The sequence below is a fragment of the Pseudarthrobacter sp. LT1 genome (genome assembly GCF_035621795.1).
GTDB lineage: Bacteria > Actinomycetota > Actinomycetes > Actinomycetales > Micrococcaceae > Arthrobacter.
On sequence record NZ_CP141830.1, the window covers coordinates 2,325,776 to 2,348,525 of the forward strand.

At 66.0% G+C, this 22,750-nt stretch carries 20 protein-coding genes; 11 read left to right on the forward strand and 9 right to left on the reverse strand.

Annotated elements, in window-relative coordinates:
- Nucleotides 1-196: 196 nt before the first annotated feature.
- The 5 genes from gap to VIK36_RS10900 all read left to right on the forward strand — a co-directional run bounded on the left by gap (nt 197) and on the right by VIK36_RS10900 (nt 4,234).
- On the forward strand, nt 197-1,207 hold the full coding sequence (gap, locus tag VIK36_RS10880) for a type I glyceraldehyde-3-phosphate dehydrogenase (protein ID WP_159632061.1): 1,011 nt from the start codon (nt 197-199) through the stop codon (nt 1,205-1,207).
- Nucleotides 1,208-1,217: 10 nt separating this feature from the next.
- Nucleotides 1,218-2,444 (forward strand): phosphoglycerate kinase, encoded by a 1,227-nt coding sequence (locus VIK36_RS10885; RefSeq protein WP_324641905.1) that lies wholly within the window; start codon nt 1,218-1,220, stop codon nt 2,442-2,444.
- 134 nt (nt 2,445-2,578) lie between these two features.
- On the forward strand, nt 2,579-3,394 hold the full coding sequence (gene tpiA, locus VIK36_RS10890; protein WP_159632059.1) for a triose-phosphate isomerase: 816 nt from the start codon (nt 2,579-2,581) through the stop codon (nt 3,392-3,394).
- Nucleotides 3,395-3,442: 48 nt separating this feature from the next.
- The gene (gene secG, locus VIK36_RS10895; protein WP_159632058.1) at nt 3,443-3,700 is read left to right on the forward strand and encodes a preprotein translocase subunit SecG; all 258 of its coding nucleotides are present in this window, start codon (nt 3,443-3,445) and stop codon (nt 3,698-3,700) included.
- Nucleotides 3,701-3,838: 138 nt separating this feature from the next.
- Nucleotides 3,839-4,234, forward strand: coding sequence for an RNA polymerase-binding protein RbpA (locus tag VIK36_RS10900; RefSeq protein WP_255172167.1), 396 nt, complete (start codon nt 3,839-3,841; stop codon nt 4,232-4,234).
- On the opposite strand, the gene pgl is transcribed toward VIK36_RS10900, so the two are convergent.
- The 6 genes from pgl to tkt are packed head-to-tail and all read right to left on the reverse strand — an operon-like array spanning nt 4,187 to nt 12,404.
- Nucleotides 4,187-5,005: a 6-phosphogluconolactonase gene (gene pgl / locus VIK36_RS10905; protein ID WP_324641906.1), complete on the reverse strand. Its 819-nt coding sequence runs from the start codon at nt 5,003-5,005 to the stop codon at nt 4,187-4,189. The genes VIK36_RS10900 and pgl overlap by 48 nt on opposite strands.
- The gene (locus VIK36_RS10910) at nt 4,995-5,936 is read right to left on the reverse strand and encodes a glucose-6-phosphate dehydrogenase assembly protein OpcA (RefSeq protein WP_324641907.1); all 942 of its coding nucleotides are present in this window, start codon (nt 5,934-5,936) and stop codon (nt 4,995-4,997) included. Before VIK36_RS10910 ends, pgl begins: the two co-directional genes overlap by 11 nt.
- Nucleotides 5,933-7,492 (reverse strand): glucose-6-phosphate dehydrogenase, encoded by a 1,560-nt coding sequence (gene zwf, locus VIK36_RS10915; RefSeq protein ID WP_324641908.1) that lies wholly within the window; start codon nt 7,490-7,492, stop codon nt 5,933-5,935. Before zwf ends, VIK36_RS10910 begins: the two co-directional genes overlap by 4 nt.
- 15 nt (nt 7,493-7,507) lie before the next feature.
- Nucleotides 7,508-9,139, reverse strand: coding sequence for a glucose-6-phosphate isomerase (locus tag VIK36_RS10920; protein WP_324641909.1), 1,632 nt, complete (start codon nt 9,137-9,139; stop codon nt 7,508-7,510).
- Nucleotides 9,140-9,144: 5 nt separating this feature from the next.
- The gene (gene tal, locus VIK36_RS10925; RefSeq protein ID WP_255172170.1) at nt 9,145-10,260 is read right to left on the reverse strand and encodes a transaldolase; all 1,116 of its coding nucleotides are present in this window, start codon (nt 10,258-10,260) and stop codon (nt 9,145-9,147) included.
- A 26-nt stretch (nt 10,261-10,286) separates the two neighbouring features.
- Nucleotides 10,287-12,404 carry a transketolase gene (gene tkt / locus VIK36_RS10930; protein WP_324641910.1) on the reverse strand — a complete coding sequence of 706 codons (2,118 nt, stop codon included), beginning with the start codon at nt 12,402-12,404 and terminating at the stop codon, nt 10,287-10,289.
- Between tkt and VIK36_RS10935 the strand changes: the two genes are divergently transcribed.
- The 3 genes from VIK36_RS10935 to VIK36_RS10945 all read left to right on the forward strand — a co-directional run bounded on the left by VIK36_RS10935 (nt 12,405) and on the right by VIK36_RS10945 (nt 16,325).
- The gene (locus VIK36_RS10935; protein ID WP_255172171.1) at nt 12,405-12,599 is read left to right on the forward strand and encodes a hypothetical protein; all 195 of its coding nucleotides are present in this window, start codon (nt 12,405-12,407) and stop codon (nt 12,597-12,599) included.
- A 323-nt stretch (nt 12,600-12,922) separates the two neighbouring features.
- Entirely contained in the window at nt 12,923-13,882 is a 960-nt protein-coding gene (locus VIK36_RS10940; protein WP_324641911.1) for a heme o synthase, read from the forward strand.
- A gap of 172 nt (nt 13,883-14,054) precedes the next feature.
- On the forward strand, nt 14,055-16,325 hold the full coding sequence (locus VIK36_RS10945) for a bifunctional SulP family inorganic anion transporter/carbonic anhydrase (protein ID WP_324641912.1): 2,271 nt from the start codon (nt 14,055-14,057) through the stop codon (nt 16,323-16,325).
- Nucleotides 16,326-16,396: 71 nt separating this feature from the next.
- Here VIK36_RS10945 and VIK36_RS10950 read toward each other — a convergent pair whose 3' ends face one another.
- Genes VIK36_RS10950 through VIK36_RS10960 form a run of 3 tightly spaced genes read right to left on the reverse strand, consistent with a single transcriptional unit; the run spans nt 16,397 to nt 19,081 of the window.
- Nucleotides 16,397-17,341, reverse strand: coding sequence for a COX15/CtaA family protein (locus tag VIK36_RS10950; RefSeq protein ID WP_324641913.1), 945 nt, complete (start codon nt 17,339-17,341; stop codon nt 16,397-16,399).
- Nucleotides 17,342-17,348: 7 nt separating this feature from the next.
- Entirely contained in the window at nt 17,349-18,116 is a 768-nt protein-coding gene (locus VIK36_RS10955; protein ID WP_324641914.1) for an ABC transporter permease, read from the reverse strand.
- Nucleotides 18,113-19,081 (reverse strand): ABC transporter ATP-binding protein, encoded by a 969-nt coding sequence (locus VIK36_RS10960; RefSeq protein WP_324641915.1) that lies wholly within the window; start codon nt 19,079-19,081, stop codon nt 18,113-18,115. The genes VIK36_RS10955 and VIK36_RS10960 overlap by 4 nt, the downstream gene beginning before the upstream one ends.
- A gap of 143 nt (nt 19,082-19,224) precedes the next feature.
- On the opposite strand from VIK36_RS10960, the gene VIK36_RS10965 reads away from it, so the two are divergent.
- Genes VIK36_RS10965 through sufD form a run of 3 tightly spaced genes read left to right on the forward strand, consistent with a single transcriptional unit; the run spans nt 19,225 to nt 22,735 of the window.
- Entirely contained in the window at nt 19,225-20,031 is an 807-nt protein-coding gene (locus VIK36_RS10965; protein WP_324641916.1) for a helix-turn-helix transcriptional regulator, read from the forward strand.
- Complete coding sequence (sufB, locus tag VIK36_RS10970; protein ID WP_255172179.1) at nt 20,031-21,494, forward strand: Fe-S cluster assembly protein SufB; 1,464 nt, start codon at nt 20,031-20,033, stop codon at nt 21,492-21,494. The genes VIK36_RS10965 and sufB overlap by 1 nt, the downstream gene beginning before the upstream one ends.
- Nucleotides 21,494-22,735 (forward strand): Fe-S cluster assembly protein SufD, encoded by a 1,242-nt coding sequence (sufD, locus tag VIK36_RS10975; protein WP_255172180.1) that lies wholly within the window; start codon nt 21,494-21,496, stop codon nt 22,733-22,735. The genes sufB and sufD overlap by 1 nt, the downstream gene beginning before the upstream one ends.
- Nucleotides 22,736-22,750: the final 15 nt, after the last annotated feature.

Below are 22,750 nucleotides of genomic sequence, written 5' to 3' on the forward strand. Positions count from 1 at the left end.
ACCGTCCGCCCCCGCACTTGCGGGGGCGGACCCAGTTAAACGTAAGATAGGTCACGGAAGGCGGTTAGCCTTCAGCAATGAGGCTGGTCGCCCTCCGTGTAAATCATCTCTGCCCAATGGCGTGCGGGATCTGTTAGTTGGCTTCAACGCCCGCTCAACTAGTAGTGCTTTTCAAAGCACCAAGGAGACTGTAAAAGTGACGACCCGTATTGGTATCAACGGCTTTGGCCGCATTGGCCGCAACTACTTCCGCGCAGCGCTTGCCCAAGGCGCAGACCTCGAGATCGTTGCCGTCAACGACCTCACCAGTCCCGAAGCCCTGGCCCACCTGTTCAAGTACGACTCTGTCGGCGGCCGGCTGAAGGAAACCATCGAGGTCAAGGACGGCAACATCGTCGTCAACGGCAACGTGGTCAAGGTCCTGGCCGAGCGCGATCCCGCCAACCTCCCCTGGGGTGAGCTGGGCGTTGACATCGTGATCGAATCCACCGGGTTCTTCACCAAGGCTGCCGACGCCAGGAAGCACATCGATGCCGGCGCCAAGAAGGTCCTGATCTCCGCTCCGGCTTCGGACGAGGACATCACCATCGTCATGGGTGTAAACCACAACCTCTACGACAACGCCAAGCACAACATCATTTCCAACGCGTCCTGCACCACCAACTGCCTCGGCCCGCTGGCAAAGGTCGTCAACGACGAGTTCGGCATCGAGCGCGGGCTCATGACCACCGTGCACGCCTACACCGCCGACCAGAACCTCCAGGACGGCCCGCACAAGGACCTGCGCCGTGCACGTGCCGCAGCCATCAACATGGTTCCCACCTCCACCGGTGCCGCCAAGGCCATTGGCCTGGTCCTGCCTGAGCTCAAGGGCAAGCTGGACGGCTACGCCATCCGCGTTCCCGTGCCCACCGGCTCCGCCACCGACCTCACCGTGACCGTCTCCCGCGAAACTACCGTCGAGGAAGTCAACGCAGCCCTCAAGCGTGCTTCCGAGTCCGACGAGCTGCAGGGCTTCCTGACCTACACGGAAGAGCCGATCGTGTCCTCCGACATCGTTGGTGACCCCGCGTCGTCGATCTTCGACGCCGGCCTGACCAAGGTCATTGGCAACCAGGTCAAGGTTGTTTCCTGGTATGACAACGAATGGGGCTACTCCAACCGCCTCGTCGACCTCACGGAGCTTGTAGCAGCCAAGCTGGGCTAGGGTTAGACACATGACATCACACACCCTCAACGAACTGATCGCTGAAGGTGTCCGCGGGCGGTACATTCTGGTTCGAAGTGACCTGAATGTGCCGCTCGACGGCTCTACAGTCACTGACGACGGCCGCATCAAGGCCTCACTCCCAGTGCTGGCAAAGCTCACGGACGCCGGTGCCCGCGTGCTGGTAACAGCCCACCTCGGACGCCCCAAGGGCGCCCCGGAGGACAAGTACTCCCTTCGCCCCGCAGTGGACCGCCTCGCCGAGCTGGCGGGCTTCAAGGTAACCCTGGCGGCCGATACTGTCGGCGACGCCGCCAAGGCTGCCGCCGCATCCCTGCAGGACGGTGAAGCACTCGTTCTGGAGAACGTCCGCTTCGACGCCCGGGAGACCAGCAAGGACGACGCCGAACGCGGCTCCTTCGCCGACGAGCTGGTGGCACTCACCGGCAGCAACGGCGCCTACGTGGATGATGCCTTCGGTGCCGTCCACCGCAAGCACGCCAGCGTCTACGACGTCGCCACCCGGCTGCCGTCGTACCAGGGCGACCTGGTGCACACCGAGGTTGAGGTCCTGCGGAAGCTGACCGCCGACACCCAGCGCCCCTACGTGGTGGTTCTGGGCGGATCCAAGGTCTCGGACAAGCTCGCGGTAATCAACAACCTGATCGGCAAGGCTGACACCATCCTGGTGGGCGGCGGCATGCTCTTCACCTTCCTGGCGGCACAGGGCCACAAGGTTGCCTCAAGCCTCCTTGAAGAGGACCAGATCCCGGTGGTCCAGGACTACCTGAAGCGCGCCGCGGACGCCGGCACTGAGTTCGTGGTTCCCACGGACGTAGTGGTGGCAGAGAAGTTCGCTGCCGACGCTGCGCACGAAACGGTTGCAGCCGACGCGATTGAGGGCAGCAGCTTTGGTGCCCAGGGCATCGGCCTGGACATTGGTCCTGATACCGCCGCCGCCTTCGCTGAGCGGATCAAGGGAGCCCGTACGGTCTTCTGGAACGGCCCAATGGGCGTCTTCGAATTCGAAGCCTTCTCTGCAGGCACCCGCGCCATCGCGCAGGCCCTGACCGGCACCGATGGGTTCACAGTGGTGGGCGGCGGAGATTCGGCCGCGGCAGTACGCACCCTGGGATTCAGCGATGACCAGTTCGGCCACATTTCCACCGGCGGCGGCGCCAGCCTGGAGTACCTCGAAGGCAAGGAACTCCCCGGCCTCAGCGTCCTGGACCGCTAGAACCGGACCGGTAAAGAGGGACGGCAGAATCACCGCTGCTGTCCGCCAGTAACGGACTTCGCAGTCCTCCGGCCGGCAGGTTGCCCATGGCAGCCTGCCGGCCGATTACATATCAAGAACTTTTTGGAGATTACGTGACTACGTCAACGAACGGCGCTTTCGACCGCAAGCCCTTCATCGCGGGCAACTGGAAAATGAACATGGACCACGTGCAGGGCATCACCCTCCTGCAGAAACTCGCCTGGACGCTGTCCGACGCAAAGCATGACTACAGCCGCGTCGAGGTTGCCGTCTTCCCGCCGTTCACCGACCTCCGCGGGGTCCAGACCTTGGTGCAGGGCGACGACCTGCAGGTCGCGTATGGTGGCCAGGACCTGTCGCAGTTCGACTCAGGCGCCTACACCGGCGACATCTCCGGGCAGTTCCTGAACAAGCTCGGCTGCAAGTACGTGCTGGTGGGCCACAGCGAACGCCGGACCATCCACAACGAGTCCGACGACGTCCTCAACGCCAAGGTCAAGGCAGCGTTCAAGCACGGCGTCACCCCCGTCCTTTGCGTGGGGGAAGGACTGGAAATCCGCCAGGCCGGGACCCACGTCGAGCACACGCTCCAGCAGCTCCGTGCCGGAGTGGCGGGCCTGACCCACGAGCAGGCAGCCGAACTGGTGGTTGCGTATGAGCCCGTCTGGGCCATCGGCACCGGTGAAGTGGCCGGACCGGAGGACGCACAGGAAATGTGTGCCGCCATCCGTGCAGAACTCGAGAGCCTTTTCGGCGCCGACGTGGCAGCCAAGACCCGGCTGCTGTACGGCGGCTCAGTCAAGGCCAACAACGCTGCCGCCATCCTGCAGGAGCGCGATGTGGATGGCGTCCTGGTGGGTGGCGCCAGCCTTGACCCGGCTGAGTTTGCTAATATTGTCAGGTTCGAGAGCCACCTGGTCACGGACTAGTCCGTAGCCAGCGCATACTCCCGCAATTCCAACTTCCGAAAGGCCGTCGTGGACGTTCTTCATGTCATTCTGCAGATCCTCCTGGGTATCACCAGCCTCCTGCTGACGCTGCTGATCCTCCTGCACAAAGGACGCGGCGGCGGACTGTCAGATATGTTCGGCGGCGGCATGAGCTCAGGCCTCAGCTCCTCGGGCGTGGCAGAACGCAACCTCAACCGCTTCACCATCATCCTGGGCGTCACCTGGGGCGTGGTGATCATCGGGCTTGGTCTGATCATGCGCTTCAGCGGCGCCGGCGACTCCTAAAGGGTCCGCTGGATAGGGTCCTGCGGCACTCCCGCCGCCCGGCCCGGGCATCTAAACTGTGGCTGTCGGTTTACCCGGCAGCCACAGTTTTTGTTTAAGCTGCAGGGCTCCGGTGTCCGCGTCGAGGCAGGAGTTTCCATGGTCCATCCAGCATCAGGCTTTCGAGGCACCCGTGCCGGGGTTGTCGCAGGCTCCGGATCGAGCCTGCAGTCCAACGACTCGTCCTCCCGGCCCCTCCCGCGCATCCGGGTGTCCTACTGGTGCGCGAGGGGCCACGAGACCCAGCCGGTGTTCCTGAAAATGCCTGACGACCAGATTCCGCAGACGTGGGACTGCCGGCGGTGCGGCGCGACCGCTTCCCGGGACGGCCAGGCGGCGGCGCCGGATGACCCATTCGACGACGGCTACAAGAGCCACCTGGAATACGTTAAAGAACGGCGCTCCGGCCAGGACGCCGAAGACGTCCTGGCCGGAGCGCTGGAAAAGCTACGCGCCCGCGGCGTCCTTCCGGACCAGCTGCTCGGGGACGCGTGACGCTGCGTTCTCGTCGATAAGCCACAGGGTCCGGGACGTTCCCCGCGGGCCGGACGCAGGAACCTGCACCGGGTTGGCCCCGGCCAAAGCGAGTCCCACGGCTCCAGCCTTGTCCTCGCCGGCCACAACCATCCAAACCTCCGCCGCCGTGTTGATGGCAGGCAGGGTCAGGGAGATCCGCAGCGGGGGCGGCTTGGGGGAGTTCCGCACACCAACCACTGTGCGCTCTTTCTCGCGGACTCCGGCCTGCTCCGGGAACAGCGAAGCAATGTGGGCGTCAGGACCCACACCCAGCAGCACCACGTCCAGGCGGGGGAGCGCGGACGGTTCATCGGGCCTGTCGTCGGACATGTCCGCCGCGTGCTCGGCCGCCGCGGCATCCCGCAACTGGCGGGCGTAGTCCTCAGCCGCTTCCTCGGGGGTATCGAACTCATCGGAAGAACCCGGCGAGTGGACGCGCTCCGGGTCCACTGAAATGTGGGACAGCAGCGCGTCGAATGCCTGCTTGGTGTTCCGTTCCGGATCTGCGGAAGCGAGGAAGCGTTCGTCACCCCACCAGAAGTTGACCTTGGACCAGTCGACGGCGGGCGCCGCCGGGGAGTCCGCCACAGCCTTCAGCGTGCCGATTCCCACGGTTCCCCCGGTGAGCACCACCGTGGCTTCGCCGTACTTGTCCTGGACATCAACGAGCTTGGTGATCAGGCGTGCCGCTATGGCGGCCATGAGGACGGACGAATCAGGATGGATGCTTACTCGTGGGTCAACGCTCACTGGGTCGGACGCTCCTTAGATTGGTACGTGGCAGTCCAATAGTAATCACTTCGCCAAATACTTCGTCGGGGTCCAGACGGCGCAGTTCTTCGGCGAGGCAGTCACGGAGGCTGCGGCGCGGGAGGGAGATCCGCTGGGAGGGCTGGCCCGGCTGGGTAAGTTCGGCGATGGAAAGTCCCGGCCGGAAGAGCTGGACGTCGCCGCCGGGGCGGGTCAGCCGCACACGTCGGATGCCGGTCCCGGCGGGGTCCGCGACGATGGTGACGGGGGCGTCCAGCGTCAGGGTGAGCCAGGCTGCCAGCAGGATGGTGGAGGGTGAGTCCGAGGCCCCTTCAACCGCTACCGCGGTCACGGGCGAGGAGTCCACCTCGTCCAGGGCGGCTGCAAGCTGGATGCGCCAGTTGGTCAGGCGCGTCCAGGCGAGGTCGGTATCACCGGCTTTGTAGGTCCGGTGGATCCGTTCCAGTGCGGCCTGCGGATCGGGTTCGTTCGCGGAGTCGGTGATCCTGCGGTGGGCGATCGCACCGATGGACGTTTCGCAGGCGTTCTCGGGGGCGCCGTGCGGCCACCAGGCCACGATCGGCGCGTCCGGGAGCAACAGCGCCGCGACCAGGGACTCACTTTCGTGGGCGAGCTGGCCGTAGCCGCGCAGCACGATGACTTCGGAGGCACCGGCGTCCCCGCCGACCCGGATCTGGGCGTCGAGCCGGTCCTCGTTGTCCTTCCCGGCATCGGCGAGCACGATGATCCGGCAGGGGTGTTCCCGGCTGGCGTCGTTGGCGGCCTCGATCGCTTCTTCCTCAAGCCCTGACTTGGTCACGACCACGAGGGTCAGGACGCGGCCCAGAGCGATCACGCCGCCCTGCTCGCGCAGGGACATGAGTTTCTTGGACACCTTTGAGGTGGTGGTGTCGGGCAGGTTTACGATCATGGCCTTCTCCAGGTTCGTCCGTCGCGGGCCAGCAACTCATCAGCAGAGGCCGGGCCCCAGGAGCCGGGTGCGTAGGGTTCGGGCTGCTCATCCAGGGACGCCCAGTAGTCCTCGAACGGGTCAAGGATCTTCCAGGAGAGCTCCACTTCCTCATGACGGGGGAACAGCGGCGGCTCACCCAGCAGCACGTCCAGAATCAGCCGCTCGTAGGCTTCCGGGGAAGACTCGGTGAATGAGTGCCCGTAGCCGAAGTCCATGGTCACATCCCGCACTTCCATCTGCGTGCCGGGGACCTTGGACCCGAACCGGATGGTCACACCCTCGTCCGGCTGGACACGGATGACCACAGCGTTCTGCCCGAAATCGTCCTCACCATGGTCGCGGAACAGCAGGTTCGGGGCGCGTTTGAACACCACCGCGATCTCCGTCACCCGCCGGCCCAGGCGCTTGCCCGCGCGCAGGTAGAACGGCACCCCGGACCAGCGGCGGGTGTGGATGTCCACCCGGACCGCGGCATAGGTTTCCGTGGTGGAATCGGCGGGAATGCCTTCTTCCTCCAGGTAGCCCAGGACCTGCTCGCCGCCCTGCCATCCGCCGGTGAACTGCCCCCGCGCCGAATGCGTCGACAAATCCTCCGGGAGCTTGACCGCTGCCAGGACCTTTTCCTTCTCCGCCCGCAGGTCATCGGCGTTGAACGAGATGGGTTCCTCCATCGCGGTGAGCGCCAGCAGCTGCAGCAGGTGGTTCTGGATCACGTCGCGGGCCGCGCCCACGCCGTCGTAATACCCCGCCCGGCCACCGGTGCCGATGTCCTCGGCCATGGTGATCTGGACATGGTCCACATAGTTGGCGTTCCACAGCGGCTCGAACAACTGGTTCGCGAAGCGCAGCGCCAGGATGTTCTGCACCGTTTCCTTGCCCAGGTAATGGTCAATCCGGAACACCGCGTCCGGCGGGAACACCGACTCCACAATGTCATTGAGCTGCCGCGCCGATTCCAGGTCATGGCCGAACGGCTTCTCGATCACCACCCGCCGCCACTTATCGCCATCGGCCTGCGCCAGGCCATGCTTGGAGAGTTGCCGGCAGACCTGCTCGAACGCCTTCGGCGGGATCGACAGGTAGAACGCGTGGTTGCCCCGGGTGCCCCGGACATCGTCGAGTTCCTTGATCGTCTCGCCCAGACGCTCAAACGCAGCGTCGTCGTCGAACTCGCCCTGCACGAACCTGATGCCCTCGGAGAGCTGGTTCCACACCGCCTCATCAAACGGCGTGCGGGCATGCGCCTGCACCGAGGCCTTCACCTCGGCGGCGAAATCCTCCTTGTCCCACTCCCGGCGGGCGAAGCCCACCAACGCGAAACTCGGCGGCAGCAACCCACGGTTGGCCAGGTCATACACCGCCGGCATCAGCTTCTTCCGGGCAAGATCGCCCGTCACCCCAAAAAGGACCAACGACGACGGACCGGCGATCCGGTTCAAACGGCGGTCACGCGGATCACGCAACGGATTACGCCCGCGGCCCGCGCCCTTCCTGCCGTATTCAGTTTCTGGCATGGTTACTTTTGCGCCTTAGCTTTCGGTTGCGGATGCGCGGGTGGACAGTGCAGCGACGACGTCCTGCAGCTGGGCCACGCCGGCGGCACGGTCGGTGAGGTGGAGGCGCAGCACGGGACGGCCATGCTCACCCAGGACCTGGGCGTCGCCTGCAGCCTGGGCAGCGATGAGCTCACCAAAGGTGAACGGCCGGTCCGGAATGCCCAGGTCCTCCGCCGGGGCGGCAGTGACCTGGAGGAACACGCCGATGGCAGGGCCACCCTTGTGGAACTGTCCGGTGGAGTGCAGGAAGCGCGGGCCCCAGCCGAACGTCACCGGACGGCCGGTGGCAGCAGCCAGTTCATCACGGATACCTTCGAGCCCGGCGAAAGCCAACCGGTCGAAGTACGCCTGGACGCTCAGGTAACTGTCGGAGGACAAGGTGCCCAGCAGGGCCTTGACGGCACCCTCTGCGGTAGCGGCCTCGCCAAGCCAGTCGCCGCCGCGCACCTCGATGGCGCCGTCAACGAATGCGGCCGGCGTAGGCTCCGGCTGGGCGTCCAGCAGTCCGCGTGCCGCTACCTTGGCGGCCTCGACGTCGGGCTGGTCGAAGGGGTTGATCCCCAGCAGGCGGCCGGCAACGGCGGTGGCGAACTCCCACACCATCATTTGGGTGGCAAGGCCGCCGGCGATGGCCACCTGGTTGTCGCCGAGTTCGATGTCGGCATCAGCGGCCACAAGCCGCACCACCAGCACGTCAGCCGCGCCGGAAGTGACTTCCGGGGACTGCGGGCCTGCGACGACCGGCAGGATGCCCGTGCCCAGCTTGCCGGTGGATTCGGCGATGAGCTGTTCAGCCCAGTCAGCAAATCCAACAATGCCGGACCCGTCCTCGGCGATGACAATCTTGTTCCGCAGCGGGTTGGTCCCGCCCAGCGCAGTACCCAGGGCGAGCCCGATGTTTTCCGGTGCATCGTCGTTGAGGATTTCGGCAGCTTCTTCTGCCTCGTCCAGGAACGCCTGGATGTCCACCCCGGCCAGGCCGGAGGGTACAAGGCCGAACGCGGTCAGCGCCGAGTAGCGGCCGCCGACGTTGGGATCGGCATTGAAGACTGCGCGGTAGCCGGCTTCGCGTGAGGCCTTGTCCAGGGGTGAGCCGGGGTCGGTCACGATGATGATCCGGCTCTTGGCGTCCACGCCTGCCTCGGTGAAGGCCTGCTCGAAGATCCGCCGCTGGGAATCCGTTTCCAGGGTGGAACCGGACTTGGACGAGACCACGATGGCGGTGGCGGCCAGCCGGTCTGCGAGGGCAGCACGGACCTGGTCCGGGTCCGTGCTGTCCAGCACTGTCAGCTCGACGCCGGCCGTGCCGGCGATGACCTCGGGGGCCAGCGATGATCCGCCCATGCCGCAGAGGACGATCCTGCTGACGCCTTCGGCGCGCAGGGCGTCACGGAGTTCCAGGATGTCCTTGACCAGGGGCTGTGAGACGGTGGCGGCCTCCACCCAGCCCAGGCGGATTGCGGACTCGGATTCGGCGTCCGGACCCCACAATGTGTGGTCCTTGGCGAAGATCCGGGTGGCGATCCGGTCCTCGACGAGGGCGGGGAGGTGCTGTTCAAGCGCCTCCTGGGCAGCGCCGGTGGCGTCGTAGCTGAGAGTGCTCATAGGTGTTAGGAAGCCTTTCGTGCAGAGGCGAGGGCGCCTTCGACGTCGGCCAGCAGTTCCTTCCAGCTGGCCACGAACTTGTCCAGGCCTTCGGTTTCAAGGAGCGCGACGACCTCGTTGTAGGAGATACCGAGCTTCTCCAGGGCGTCGAGGGTTGCGTTCGCCTCATCATAGGTGCCGGTGACGGTGTCGCCGGTGACCACGCCGTGGTCGAAGGTGGCGTCCAGCGTCTTCTCCGGCATGGTATTCACGACCCCGGGGGCCACGAGTTCGGTGACGTACAGGGTGTCCGGGTACGCCGGGTCCTTCACACCGGTGGAGGCCCACAGGGGGCGCTGGGGGAGTGCACCGGCGTCGGCCAGCAGGGCCCAGCGCTCGGTGGAGAAGAGTTCCTCGTAGACCTGGTAGGCCAGGCGGGCGTTGGCCAGGCCGGCCTTGCCCTTGAGGGCCTTGGCCTCGTCGGTGCCGATCTTGTCGAGGCGCTTGTCGATCTCGGTGTCCACGCGGGAAACGAAGAAGGACGCAACGGAGTGGATCTTCGAAAGGTCGTGGCCGTTTTCCTTGGCCCGCTCCAGGCCGGACTGGAAGGCGTTGATGACGGCGCGGTAGCGCTCCAGGGAGAAGATCAGGGTCACGTTGACGCTGATGCCCTCGGCCAGGGTTGCCGTGATGGCTTCGAGGCCTTCGAGCGTGGCCGGGATCTTGATGTGGACGTTGTCCTTGTTGACGCGCTGGTAGAGGTGCTTGGCCTCGGCGATGGTTCCTGCGGTGTCCCAGGCAAGGCGCGGGTCGACTTCGATGGAGACGCGGCCGTCGACGCCCCTCGTGGCGGCAGCGACCGGGGCGAACAGGTCGCAGGCATCGGCAACGTCGGTGGTGGTGATCTCAAAGATCGTGTCCTCCACGCTGGCGCCCTCCGCTGCCTTGCCGGCGATGATGTGGTCGTAGTCGGTACCGGAGGTGATGGCGGCGTGGAAGATGGACGGGTTGGTGGTCACACCAACCACGTTCTTCTCTTCGATGAGCTTGCGGAGGGTGCCGGTTTCCAGGCGTCCGCGGGAAAGGTCGTCGAGCCAGATGGAGACGCCGGCATCGGAAAGCTGCTGGGTGGGAGTAGTCATTGTTATATCTCCTAAAAGATGAGGTTTCAGGCCTGCAGGCTGGATAGGGAGTCCTTGGCGGCGGCGGCGACAGCTTCTGCCGTGATGCCGAACTCCTGGAAGAGGCGCTTGTAGTCAGCGGAAGCGCCGTAGTGTTCAAGGCTGACGGAGCGGCCGGCGTCGCCGACGAATTCGCGCCAGCCCAGGGCCAGTCCGGCCTCGACCGAGACACGTGCCTTGACGGCTGCGGGCAGCACGGATTCGCGGTAGGCAGCGTCCTGCTTCTTGAACCACTCAACGCAGGGCATGGACACCACGCGGGCGGCGATGCCGTCGGCCTGGAGGGCTTCGCGGGCCTGGACGGCCAGCTGGACCTCGGAGCCGGTGGCGATCAGGATCACGTCAGCCGGAACCGTGGCGCCGTCCTTCGAAGCCTCGGCCAGGACGTAGCCGCCCTTTGCCACGCCTGCCGTGGACGCGAAAGTATCGCCGTCGGCGTCGCCCGTGCCGCGTTCCCAGGTGGGAATGTTCTGGCGGGTCAGGACGATGCCTGCCGGGTTGGCGTGGTTCTCCAGCATCGTCTTCCAGGCTGCTGCCACCTCGTTCGCGTCACCGGGGCGGACGACGTCCAGGCCCACGATGGCGCGCAGCGAAGCGAGCTGTTCCACGGGCTGGTGGGTGGGGCCGTCCTCACCCAGGCCGATGGAGTCGTGCGTCCAGACGTACAGCGACGGGACACCCATGAGGGCGCCGAGGCGGATGGCGGGGCGCTGGTAGTCGCTGAAGATCAGGAAGGTTCCGGAGAAGGCACGGGTGTTGCCCGCAAGGCTGATGCCGTTCACGATCGACGCTGCAGCGTGCTCGCGGATGCCGAAGTGCAGGACCCGGCCGTACGGGTTGCCGGACCAGGCGCCGGTCTGCTTGGAGGCAGGCACGAAGGACGGGGAACCTTCAATGGTGGTGTTGTTGGACTCAGCAAGGTCGGCGGAGCCACCCCACAGTTCGGGGAGGACCGGGCCCAGGGCGTTCAGGACCTTGCCGGATGCCGCGCGGGTGGAGACGTCCTTGCCAGCCGGGAAGACGGGAAGGGCTGCGTCGAGGCCTTCGGGAAGCTCCTGTGCCTCGATGCGCTCGAGGAGTGCGGCGCCTTCCGGGTTGGCTTCGCGCCAGGCATTGAAGGATTCTTCCCAGGCCTTGTGTTCTGCCGCGCCGCGTTCCACCACTGCGCGTGCGTGGTCCAGGACTTCCTGGTCCACCTCGAAGGACTTGGCCGGGTCGAAGCCCAGCACCTCCTTCAGTGCGGCCACCTCTTCGGCGCCGAGGGCCGAGCCGTGGATCTTTCCGGTGTTCTGCTTCTTGGGGGCGGGGTAGCCGATGATGGTGCGCAGCGAGATGATGGAGGGCTTGGACGTTTCGGCCTTGGCGGCGAGCAGGGCGCTGTAGAGCTCCTGGACGTCTTCCTTGTATTCGCCGGTCCGGGTCCAGTCCACGCGCTGGGTGTGCCAGCCGTAGGCCTCGTAACGCTTCAGGACATCCTCGGTGAAGGCAATGTCGGTGTCGTCTTCGATGGAGATGTGGTTCTCGTCGTAGATCACCACGAGGTTGCCCAGTTCCTGGTGTCCGGCCAGCGAGGACGCCTCGGCGGTGACACCTTCCTGGAGGTCGCCGTCTGAGGCGATGACCCAGATGGTGTGGTCAAAGGGCGACTCGCCGGCGGGAGCATCGGCGTCGAACAGGCCACGCTGGCGGCGCTGGGAGTAGGCGAAGCCCACCGAGGACGCCAGGCCCTGGCCCAGCGGGCCGGTGGTGATTTCCACGCCGGCGGTGTGCTTGTACTCGGGGTGCCCCGGGGTCAGTGAACCCCAGGTGCGCAGGGCCTCCAGGTCCTTGAGTTCCAGCCCGTAGCCGGAAAGGAAAAGCTGGATGTAAAGCGTCAGGGACGTGTGGCCCGGGGAAAGAACGAACCGGTCCCGGCCGAGCCACTGCGGATCGCGCGGGTCATGGCGCATCAGCTTCTGGAAGAGAAGGTATGCGGCCGGGGCCAGGCTCATGGCAGTTCCGGGGTGGCCGTTGCCCACCTTCTCCACGGCATCCGCGGCCAGGACGCGGATGGTGTCCACGGCGCGCTGGTCCAAGCTGGTCCATGACAGTTCTTGCTCTTCCAAATGTGGCACGAAAACCGGGCCCCTCTCTGTGCTGATGGCGGCGGTACACCGGATCCGGCCAAGGGCGCGCTGTTCGGCGCCCGCTGCGGTGTGTACCAGCCGTTCACCATCGAAACGTTGATCCTTGCATTCAGTCACGAACAGCAAGCGGGAATGCGTTTTCCACCGCTTTCTTGCTGCGTGCTGATCTGGTGACAGCTTAGCTCTTATCCATACTGCGGGCGGCGCAAATCTCACGTTTTGGACGCAATTTCCCCTTTTGTGAATCACCTTTTCGGAGGGTTGAGTTAATCTGCTCGAATGGGCCCGCGACCAATCAATTGCGCATATTGGAGGGCGGGGGCAGGGCCGGCGGCGCGGTATGATAATCGGAGGCCAACTCCGGGCGCATCCCTAACGCCGCCCGGGGTGTCCCGGCTGTTGCACGCACGTGAAGTGTTTCCTTCCTTAAGTGTCGTGCCCGGGTCCGGGCCGCACGACCGGAGCTGCCTGCCAGCCTCAACTGCCACACAGAACGGGTGACTGCCACCGTGAGCACAACAGATACGCCGCTGAACGCATCCCGGGCCTCCGGCATCGGGTTTGCCCGTAAGGCCAAGGCGTATCTCGCCCTCACCAAGCCGCGCGTGATCGAGCTGCTCCTGGTGAGCACTCTGCCCACCATGATCTACGCCGAGCGGGGCTTTCCGTCCATCGGACTGATCCTTGCCACGCTGGTGGGCGGCGCCTTTGCTGCCGGCAGCGCCGGAGCCTTCAACTGCTACATCGACCGGGACATCGACAAGCTGATGCACCGGACGGAAAACCGGCCGTTGGTCACAGGGGAAGTCACCCCGAGGGAAGCCCTCGTCTTTTCCTGGCTGCTGGGAGCGGCTGCCATCGTGATCCTATGGTTCGGCGCCAATCCGCTCTCTGCCTGGCTGGGCCTGGGCGCCATCTTCTTCTACGTGGTCATCTACACGATGATCCTCAAGCGCCGCACTGCGCAGAACATTGTTTGGGGCGGCGCCGCCGGCTGCTTCCCGGTGTTGATCGCGTGGGCTGCCGTGACCAACTCCGTGGAGTGGCCCGCCATCATCCTGTTCCTGGTGATCTTCCTGTGGACGCCGCCGCACTACTGGCCCCTGTCCATGCGCTACGGCGAGGACTACCGAAATGCCAATGTCCCCATGCTTGGGGCCATTGCCGGGGCCAAGGTCGTCTCTGTCCAGGTGGTGCTGTACGCCTGGGCCATGGTGGCCTCCTCCTTGCTCATGATCCCGGCCGGCGGGGCAGGCTGGGTGTATACAGCGACGGCGGTCGTCGCAGGCGCCTGGTTCCTCTACGAATCGCACGCGCTCTACTCGCGCGCCCACCGCGAGGATATTTCCGACAAGCGCGCCATGAAGGTGTTCCACGGTTCCATCAGCTACCTGACGCTGCTGTTCATCGCCCTCGCGGTGGACCCCTTCGTTGGAAGTGCTGTCATGCCGGGCTAGGCACTTCGATTTGGCCCACGGCGGCTCCTGCTTCAGGCGGGAGCCGCCGTTGTTCTTTAACCCAACGGCAGACGGATATGACAGATTTGTCATATCCGTCACTTTAACTGTCATTGCCACTGACGGGATGCTTACGGTAGAGCGGACCCCTCCCGCGACCAAAGGAATCCCCATGGAAGCCCATCCCTCTGCCGTCCCCGCCCCCAGCCACAGCCCGCCCGGAGGAGGCGGCGGAGGCCGCCGCCGCTTCCTGTCCCGCCCTCCGTTCTTCGCCCACCTTGGCGCCGACGTGCCGGCATCGCTGGTGGTGTTCCTGGTGGCACTCCCGCTCTCGCTCGGGATTGCAGCGGCCTCCGGGGCGCCGATCATGGCGGGACTTATCGCCGCCACCATTGGGGGGATCGTGGCTGGAAGCCTCGGCGGCTCACCCCTCCAGGTGAGTGGACCGGCGGCCGGACTGACCGTCGTCGTGGCCGGCCTCGTCCAGGAATTCGGCTGGCAGGTGACCTGCGCCATCACCGCGGCCGCCGGCGTCGTCCAGCTTTTGTTGGGCTTCAGCCGGGTGGGCAGGGCCGCCCTGGCGGTGTCGCCGGTAGTGGTCAAGGCCATGCTCGCCGGCATCGGCGTCACCATCATCCTGCAGCAACTGCACGTGATTCTCGGCTCCCGGCCCGCCGGATCCGCCCTGGAGAACCTCGCCGGACTACCGGCGGCCATTACCAACCTCGAACTGCACGCGGCACTGCTGGGGCTGGCCGTCGTGGCGATCCTGCTGTGCTGGAAGTTCCTGCCCGCCGCTGTCCGGCGGATTCCCGGGCCCTTGGCCGCCGTCGCGGCAGGAACCGCTCTGGCCGTGGCTTTTGCGCCCGGCGTTGAACGCATCTCCCTGGACGGGTCCATCTTCGACGCCATCGCCCTGCCGGAGCTCCCTGAAGGAAACTGGCGCGCCTTCGCGTTCGCCGTCATGACCATGGCGCTGATCGCCAGTATCGAGTCCCTCCTGTCCGCGGTGGCCGTGGACAAGATGCAAACCGGTCCGCGGACAAACCTCAACCGGGAGCTTATTGGGCAGGGCACGGCCAACATCCTCTCCGGGTCGCTGGGCGGCCTGCCGGTGACGGGTGTGATCGTGCGCAGCGCCACCAACGTGGAAGCGGGCGCGGCCACGCGCACGTCCGCGGTGCTGCATGGGGTGTGGATCCTCGCGTTCTCGGCCCTCTTCGCCGGCCTGATCCAGCTGATTCCGTTGGCTGTCCTGGCCGGCCTGCTGGTGGTGATCGGTGCCCGCCTGATCAAAGTGGCGGACATCCGCACCAGCCTGCGGACCGGGGATCTTCCGATCTATGCGGTAACCCTGGTCTGCGTGGTATTCCTGAACCTGCTCGAGGGCGTCATGATCGGCCTTGCCCTCGCCGCCGCCAACGTCCTCTGGCGTGTCCTGCGGGCACAGATCCAGTCCCACCCGCCGGCCGCCCCGTCGTCGCCCTGGCGCGTGACCATCGCCGGTTCCTGCAGCTTCTTCGCACTGCCAAAGCTCAACCCCGTCCTCCAGGCTGTACCGGCCGGCAAGAACGTGGTGGTGGAGCTGAACGCGGACTACGTCGACCACTCTTTCCGTGAAGCCCTGCTTGCCTGGCAGCTGCAGCACCAGGCCACCGGCGGAGCCGTGCGCCTTGAGGAGCACGGCAACACCGTCTTCCAGGATGCCGGTCACCAGGCACCCAGGCGCGAGGAAGCCACCGAACTGCCGCTCCCGCCGCGGAAGGAACCCCTGCTGGTGGGGGTCAACAAGTACCACCGCCGGTTTGCCCACCAGGTCCGTCCGCTGGTCCATGACCTGACGGAAGGCCAGAACCCTGACAGCCTGTTCGTGGCTTGCGTCGATTCCCGCGTCAACCCGAACCTGATCACCAGCAGCGGCCCCGGCGACCTGCTCACGCTGCGGAACATCGGCAACGTGGTGTGCAGCCACGGGCGGGACGCCTCGATTGATTCGGCCCTGTCCTTTGCCGTCAACAGCCTGCGGGTGCAGTCCCTGGTCATCTGCGGGCACTCCAACTGCGGCGCCATGAAGGCGCTCCTTTCGGAAGCCGACGGCGGAGACAACAGTTCCCTGGGCCCGGCGTTCAACCAGTGGCTGGACCATGCCCGCCCCAGCTATGCGGCACTGCTGGCAGGGCACCCGGTGGGCAGGCAGGCCGCCGCAGCGGGCTACGGGACCGTTGACCAGCTCTCGATGGTCAACGTGGCCGTGCAGCTGGCAAAGCTGCAGGACCATCCAGTGGCAGGCCCCGCACTGGCCGTTGGGACGGTCCAGGCCACGGGACTTTTCTATGACATTGCCACGGCCCGGGTCCTCCAGGTCTCCGCCGACCGCATCAAGAACCTGGACCCTGACTTCGACGCCGACCGCCAGGGCAACGTCGCCGCAGCCGGCCGCTAGCCAGCGGCCTTAAAAGCAGGCGCCCCGGTCCTGAAGCGGACCGGGGCGCCAGGCGCCAGCTGCGCTGGGGGCTATTTCACCTTGCTGGACCGCGCGATGTCCCAGGCATTGGTCGAGGCTGCCATGAGCAGCGCCGCGCCGAGCATGTGCGCTGCCACCAGCAACGCCGGGATGCCGTTGTAGTACTGCGTGAACCCGATGATGGCCTGCAGCACGGTGACGCCCAGGAGCATCAGGACAGCCGTCCGGAAGGGGCCTGTAATGCGGCGGCGGATGACCAGCACCAAGGCCACCACGGTGCCGGCGCTGACCAGGTATGCCGGGACTGCGTGGATGTGGGAGAACAGGTCCCAGTCGAGGTCGTTGCGGGGAGCGTCGGCGTCACCTGCGTGGGGACCTGCACCCGTAACCACCACGCCGAGCATGACGGCAACGGCAGAGAAAAGGGCGACGGCGGCCGTTACCGGGCGCAGCACGGCAGGGAGTTCCGCGGGGCGGCCTGCGGGGAAGCGGCCGGTCCGGCCGAAGGCGCGGTTCACCAGCAGGGTGGAGAACACCACGAGGGCCATCGACACCAGGAAGTGCAGGCCCACCACCCACGGGTTCAGGTTGGTGAGCACGGTGATGCCGCCGATGACGGCCTGTGCGGGGATGCTGGCGAGCAGTCCGAGGGCCAGCAGGAAGAGGTCCTTGCGTTCCTTCCTCAGGTTCCACAAGTAGACCAGCATGAGCGCGGCCACGGCGGCCAGCGCGAAGGTCAGGAGCCGGTTGCCGAACTCGATGAAGCCGTGGATGCCCATTTCCGGGGTATTCACCAGGGAATCCGACGTGCAGCGGGGCCAGGTGGGGCAGCCAAGGCCTGAGGCCGTGAGGCGGACAGCGCCGCCCGTGACCACCAGAAGCGTCTGGCCGATCAGGGATGCGACGGCGAGGCGGCGGATGCGGACGTCCACCGTGCGGGGCAGCCGCGACGCCAGGCGGCCGGCAAGCTGGGGAAGGCGTGAAGCCGTGGTCACGATTATCTCAATTCCACTTGAACCAACGGATGGCTGCGGCACCGGCAATGACTGTCCAGAGCAGCAGGATAAGGGCGGCGCCGCCGTTCACGGCCCCGCCCAGGAAAGCGGCGCGCATCGATTCACCGAGGGCACCGGAAGGCAGGAAATGGACTACGGCCTGCGCCGCGGCGGGCAGCCGTTCGGCCGGGATGACGATCCCGCCCATGGCTCCGAGGAGGATCCACAGCAGGTTGGTGATCGCCAGCGTCGCTTCCGGCCGGACGGTTCCGGCCACCAGCAGCCCCAGCGCGGTGAAAGCCGCTGCGCCCAGTGCCAGCAGTGCCAGCCCGGGGAGCCAGCCGGCCGCCATCGGCTGCCACCCCAGCGCCAGGGCAACAAGGCCCACCACCACCACCTGGAGGCACAGGACGGCCAGGACCGAGAGAACCTTGCCGGCGATCAGGCCGCCGCGCCCCAGGGGGGTCGTGGACAGGAACCGGAGTACACCGTAGCGGCGGTCGAAGCCGGTGGCGATGCCCTGGCCGGTGAAAGCCGTGGACATGGCGCACAGGGCCAGGATCCCCGGAACGGCCACGTTGATGCGGCTGGAGCCCATTCCGTCCAGGAAAGGCGTCACCGTCAGGCCAACCAGTGCCAGCAGCGGCAGCACCACGGCCAGGATCAGCTGTTCGCCGTTCCGCAGCATTGTCAGTGCCTCGTATTTGCCCTGCAGGAGGACGCGGCGCAGCAGGGACGCGGGCTGCTGCGTCTCCCGGATCGCTGCGGTACTCATCGGATGTCCTTTCCCGAGATATCCAAAAAGACGTCTTCAAGGCTACGCGCCTGGAGGCTCATCGACGCCGGCATGATGTCCTTTGTTTCCCACCACTGGGCAAGCGCGGAGAGGTGCCGGGGTGTGAGGGCGCCGGTGACGGCGTAGCTCCCGGCGCGGGTTTCGGAGACGTCGACGCCGTCGGGCAGCACGGCAGCCAGGTCCAGCCCGGCGGGTGCTTCGAACACCAGGGTCCGGACGTGCTCGCCGGCGTGGTCCGCCACCGGGCTGCGCTGCAGCAGCTCATGGACGGTTCCTTCGGCGACGTTGCGGCCGCCGTCAATGATGTACACATAGTCCGCAAGGCGCTGGGCGTCGTCCATGAGGTGCGTGGTCAGGATGATTCCCATGCCGCCGTCGCGCAGTTCGGCAATCAAGTCGAACACCAGCTGGCGGGACTGCGGGTCCAGGCCGGCGCTGGGCTCGTCCAGGAACAGGACTTCGGGCCTGCCGATCAGGGCTGCCGCGAGTGCCAGGCGCTGCTTCTGGCCGCCGGACAGCCGGCGGACGCTGGTGCGGCTGAAAGTATCGATGCCGAGCCGGCCCACCAGGTCCTCCAACGGCCAGGGGCGGGCGTAGAGCCCGCCGATATGCCGCAGCAGCGGCAGTGGCCTGGCCGACGGCGGGAGCCCGCCGTCCTGCAGCATCACACCGACGCGGGAGCGCAGGTCGGCGCCTGCCGTGGCGGGGTCCTGGCCCAGCAGCGAGATGCTGCCGCCGCTGCGCTTCTGGAGGCCCTGGGCGCACTCAAGGGTTGTCGTCTTTCCGGCGCCGTTCGCGCCCAGCAGGGCGGTGACCTGCCCGCGCTCCGCCGTGAGGGAGACGCCGCTGACAACCCTGAGCATCTTTCCGTCCAGGCTGGAAAGGGGGCCTACGTCCTTGATGAGCCCATGGATGGACAGGACGGGAGACTGGGGGGATCGCACCACAGTATTCTACGGGATGTAGTATATGGAGCCTTCCGTCAGGAAGGTCCCCTATCCTTGGAGTTTTGCGCGCAGCGGCCAAGGTCAGCCTGCCCTTACTGGAGCCCGCGACTAAATTACGACATGATTGTGTTGTGTATTCCATGACCAACGCTACCGCTGTGCCTGTGGCCGGGCCGGGTCCCGCCCCGTCCGGTCCTGTGGCGGACGCCGACGAGCGCACCCGGGACCGGGTCCTTGCTGCCGTCCTGGAACACGGGCCCGTCAGTGCGGCCGAGCTGGGGGACATGCTGGGGTTCACCCCGGCCGCTGTCCGGCGCCACCTCGACCACCTCTCCCGGGCCGGCATCATCGAGGTCAAGCGGGTTGCCAAGCCGGGAGCAGGCGCCGGCCGGCCCGCACGCCGCTACGTCCTCAGCTCCCAGGGCCAGTCCAGCCTGGGCAATGACTACCTTGACATTGCAGCCCTTGCGCTCCAGCAGCTGCAGAAGGTGGCCGGCCCTGACGCCGTACGGGCGTTCGCCGAGGAGCGGTTCGCGGACATGGAACGGCGCTACGCGCCCGAAATGGAAAAAGCCGGGCCGGACATCAGGGACCGCGCCACCGCCCTGTCGGCCGCCCTGAGCCGCGACAACTTTGTGGCGTCGGCCGCCTCCATCGAGGCCAAGGCACCCCTGCCCGCGGCGCTTTCCAGCGTGCAGCTCTGCCAGGGCCACTGCCCCATCCAGCAGCTCGCCGCCCGCTTCCCGGTATTCTGCGACGTTGAAACGGAAGTCTTCTCAAGGCTGGTGGGAGTGGACGTACGCCGGCTTTCCACCCTGGCCCGTGGTGGCCACGTCTGCACCACCCACATTCCCACAGGCAGGCTGTCTGCCGGGCCGGCCAAAGTGCCGGCGGCAGCCCCCGCCCGCCTGGACGAAGTAACCAACCATCAGCAAGAAAGGCCGTGATGACGGACCAACTATCAGAGAAAGCAGTAGCCGAAAACACTGTGATCTCGGAGATTCTGGAGAAGAATCCCGAGCTCCACGGCATCGGCAACTACGAGTACGGCTGGGCCGACAAGAATGACGTCGGCGCCAATGCACGGCGTGGTCTCGATGAAGAGGTTGTCCGGGACATCTCGTCCAAGAAGAGCGAGCCGGAATGGATGCTCGACCTCCGCCTCAAGGGCCTGAAGTACTTCGACCGCAAGCCCATGCCCACCTGGGGTGCAGACCTCTCCGGCATCGACTTCGACAACATCAAGTACTTTGTCCGCTCCACCGAGAAGCAGGCTGCCACCTGGGAAGACCTCCCGGAGGACATCCGCAACACGTACGAGAAGCTGGGCATTCCGGAAGCCGAGCGCAGCCGCCTGGTTTCCGGCGTTGCCGCCCAGTACGAGTCCGAGGTGGTGTACCACCAGATCCGTGAGGACCTCGAGGCCCAGGGCGTCATCTTCCTGGACACCGACACCGCTTTGAAGGAACACCCGGAGATCTTCCAGGAGTACTTCGGCACCGTGATCCCGGTGGGCGACAACAAGTTCGCCTCGCTGAACACCGCAGTGTGGTCCGGCGGCTCCTTCGTGTACGTGCCCAAGGGCGTCCACGTGGACATCCCGCTGCAGGCGTACTTCCGCATCAACACCGAGAACATGGGCCAGTTCGAGCGGACGCTGATCATCGCCGACGAGGACTCCTACGTCCACTACATCGAAGGCTGCACCGCGCCGATCTACACCTCGGACTCGCTGCACTCCGCCGTGGTGGAGATCATCGTGAAGAAGGGCGCCCGCGTCCGATACACCACCATCCAGAACTGGTCCAACAACGTGTACAACCTGGTGACCAAGCGCGCGGTCTGCGAAGCCGGCGCCACCATGGAATGGGTGGACGGCAACATCGGTTCCAAGGTGACCATGAAGTATCCGGCCGTGTATCTGGTGGGCGAGCACGCCAAGGGCGAGACCCTGTCCATCGCGTTCGCCGGCGAGGGCCAGCACCAGGACACCGGTTCCAAGATGGTGCATATTGCCCCGAACACCAAGAGCTCCATCATCTCCAAGTCGGTGGCCCGCGGCGGCGGCCGTGCCGCCTACCGCGGCCTGGTGCAGGTCCGCGAAGGCGCCAAGCACTCCGCCAATACCGTGCGCTGCGACGCGCTCCTGGTGGACACCATTTCCCGCTCGGACACCTACCCGTACATCGACATCCGTGAGGACGATGTGCAGCTGGGGCACGAGGCCACCGTTTCCCGCGTCAGCGAGGAACAGCTGTTTTACCTCATGTCCCGCGGCATGCCCGAGGACGAGGCCATGGCCATGATCGTGCGCGGCTTCATTGAGCCGATCGCCCGCGAACTGCCCATGGAATACGCCCTTGAGCTGAACCGCCTCATCGAACTCCAGATGGAAGGATCCGTCGGTTAATGACTGCCGAAGCAACTACCGAAAAGGCGCGCATCGGCGCACCGTCGATCTCCGGTTTCACCGAGGAAGGCGAGCACCTGGTCGCCTCCAAGGTTGACCGCCACCACAGCCACGGCACCCAGGTCATGGCCTCCCGCGCCGAGCGGCTCACCAGCCATGACGTGGCCGACTTCGCACTGCCCAACGGCCGGGAAGAGGAATGGCGCTTCACCCCGGTGCGTGAACTGGCCAACCTCCTGTCCGACTCCCCGTCGGAGGAGGGCGCACTCGGCGTTTCCATCGAGGCGCCCGCCGCCGTGGCGCAGCGGAGCCTCCGCGCCGGTGAGGCCCCCCGTGGTGCCACCCTGGTCCCGGCCGACCGTGCCGCCGTCGTGGCTTCCGCCAACACGGAGGAAGCCCAGCTGATCTCCATCCCAGCCAACGCAGAGCTGGACGCACCCGTGCGCCTTGTCCTCACCGGCAACGGGGCGGGCCGCCGCACCAATTCCCACGTCGTGATCGAAGCCGGGCCCAACAGCCGCGGCGTCGTGATCATCGAGCATGACGGCACCGCCGACCACAACGGCAACGTTGAGGTCCTGGTCCGCGAAGGTGCCCACCTCACGGTGGTTTCCGTGCAGCTGTGGGGAGATGACGCCAAGCACCTGGCACAGCATGACGCCGAGGTCGCCAAGGACGCCGTGTACAAGCACATCGCCGTAACCCTCGGTGGCAAGATTGTCCGCCTGAACTCCAACGTCCGGTTCGCCGGGGAAGGGGCCGAGGCCGAACTCCTGGGCCTCTACTTCGCCGACGCCGGACAGCACCTGGAACACCGCTCCTTCGTGGACCACAACGTGGGCAACTGCAAGTCCAACGTCCTGTACAAGGGCGCACTTCAGGGCAAGGGCGCACACACCGTCTGGGTCGGCGACGTCCTGATCCAGAAGCAGGCCGAAGGCACCGACTCCTACGAGAAGAACCAGAACCTGGTCCTCACTGACGGCTGCCGCGCGGACTCCGTGCCCAACCTCGAAATCGAGACCGGCCTGATCGAGGGTGCCGGCCACGCCAGCGCCACCGGCCGGTTCGATGACGAGCACCTGTTCTACCTGATGGCCCGCGGCATCCCCGAGGATGTTGCCCGCCGGCTGGTGGTCCGCGGCTTCCTGAACGAGATCATCCAGCAGATCAAGGTCCCGGCCCTCGAAGAGCGCCTGACCGAGGCTGTGGAACGCGAACTCGCAGCAACCGAGAACTAAAGGCAGGCAGGAACG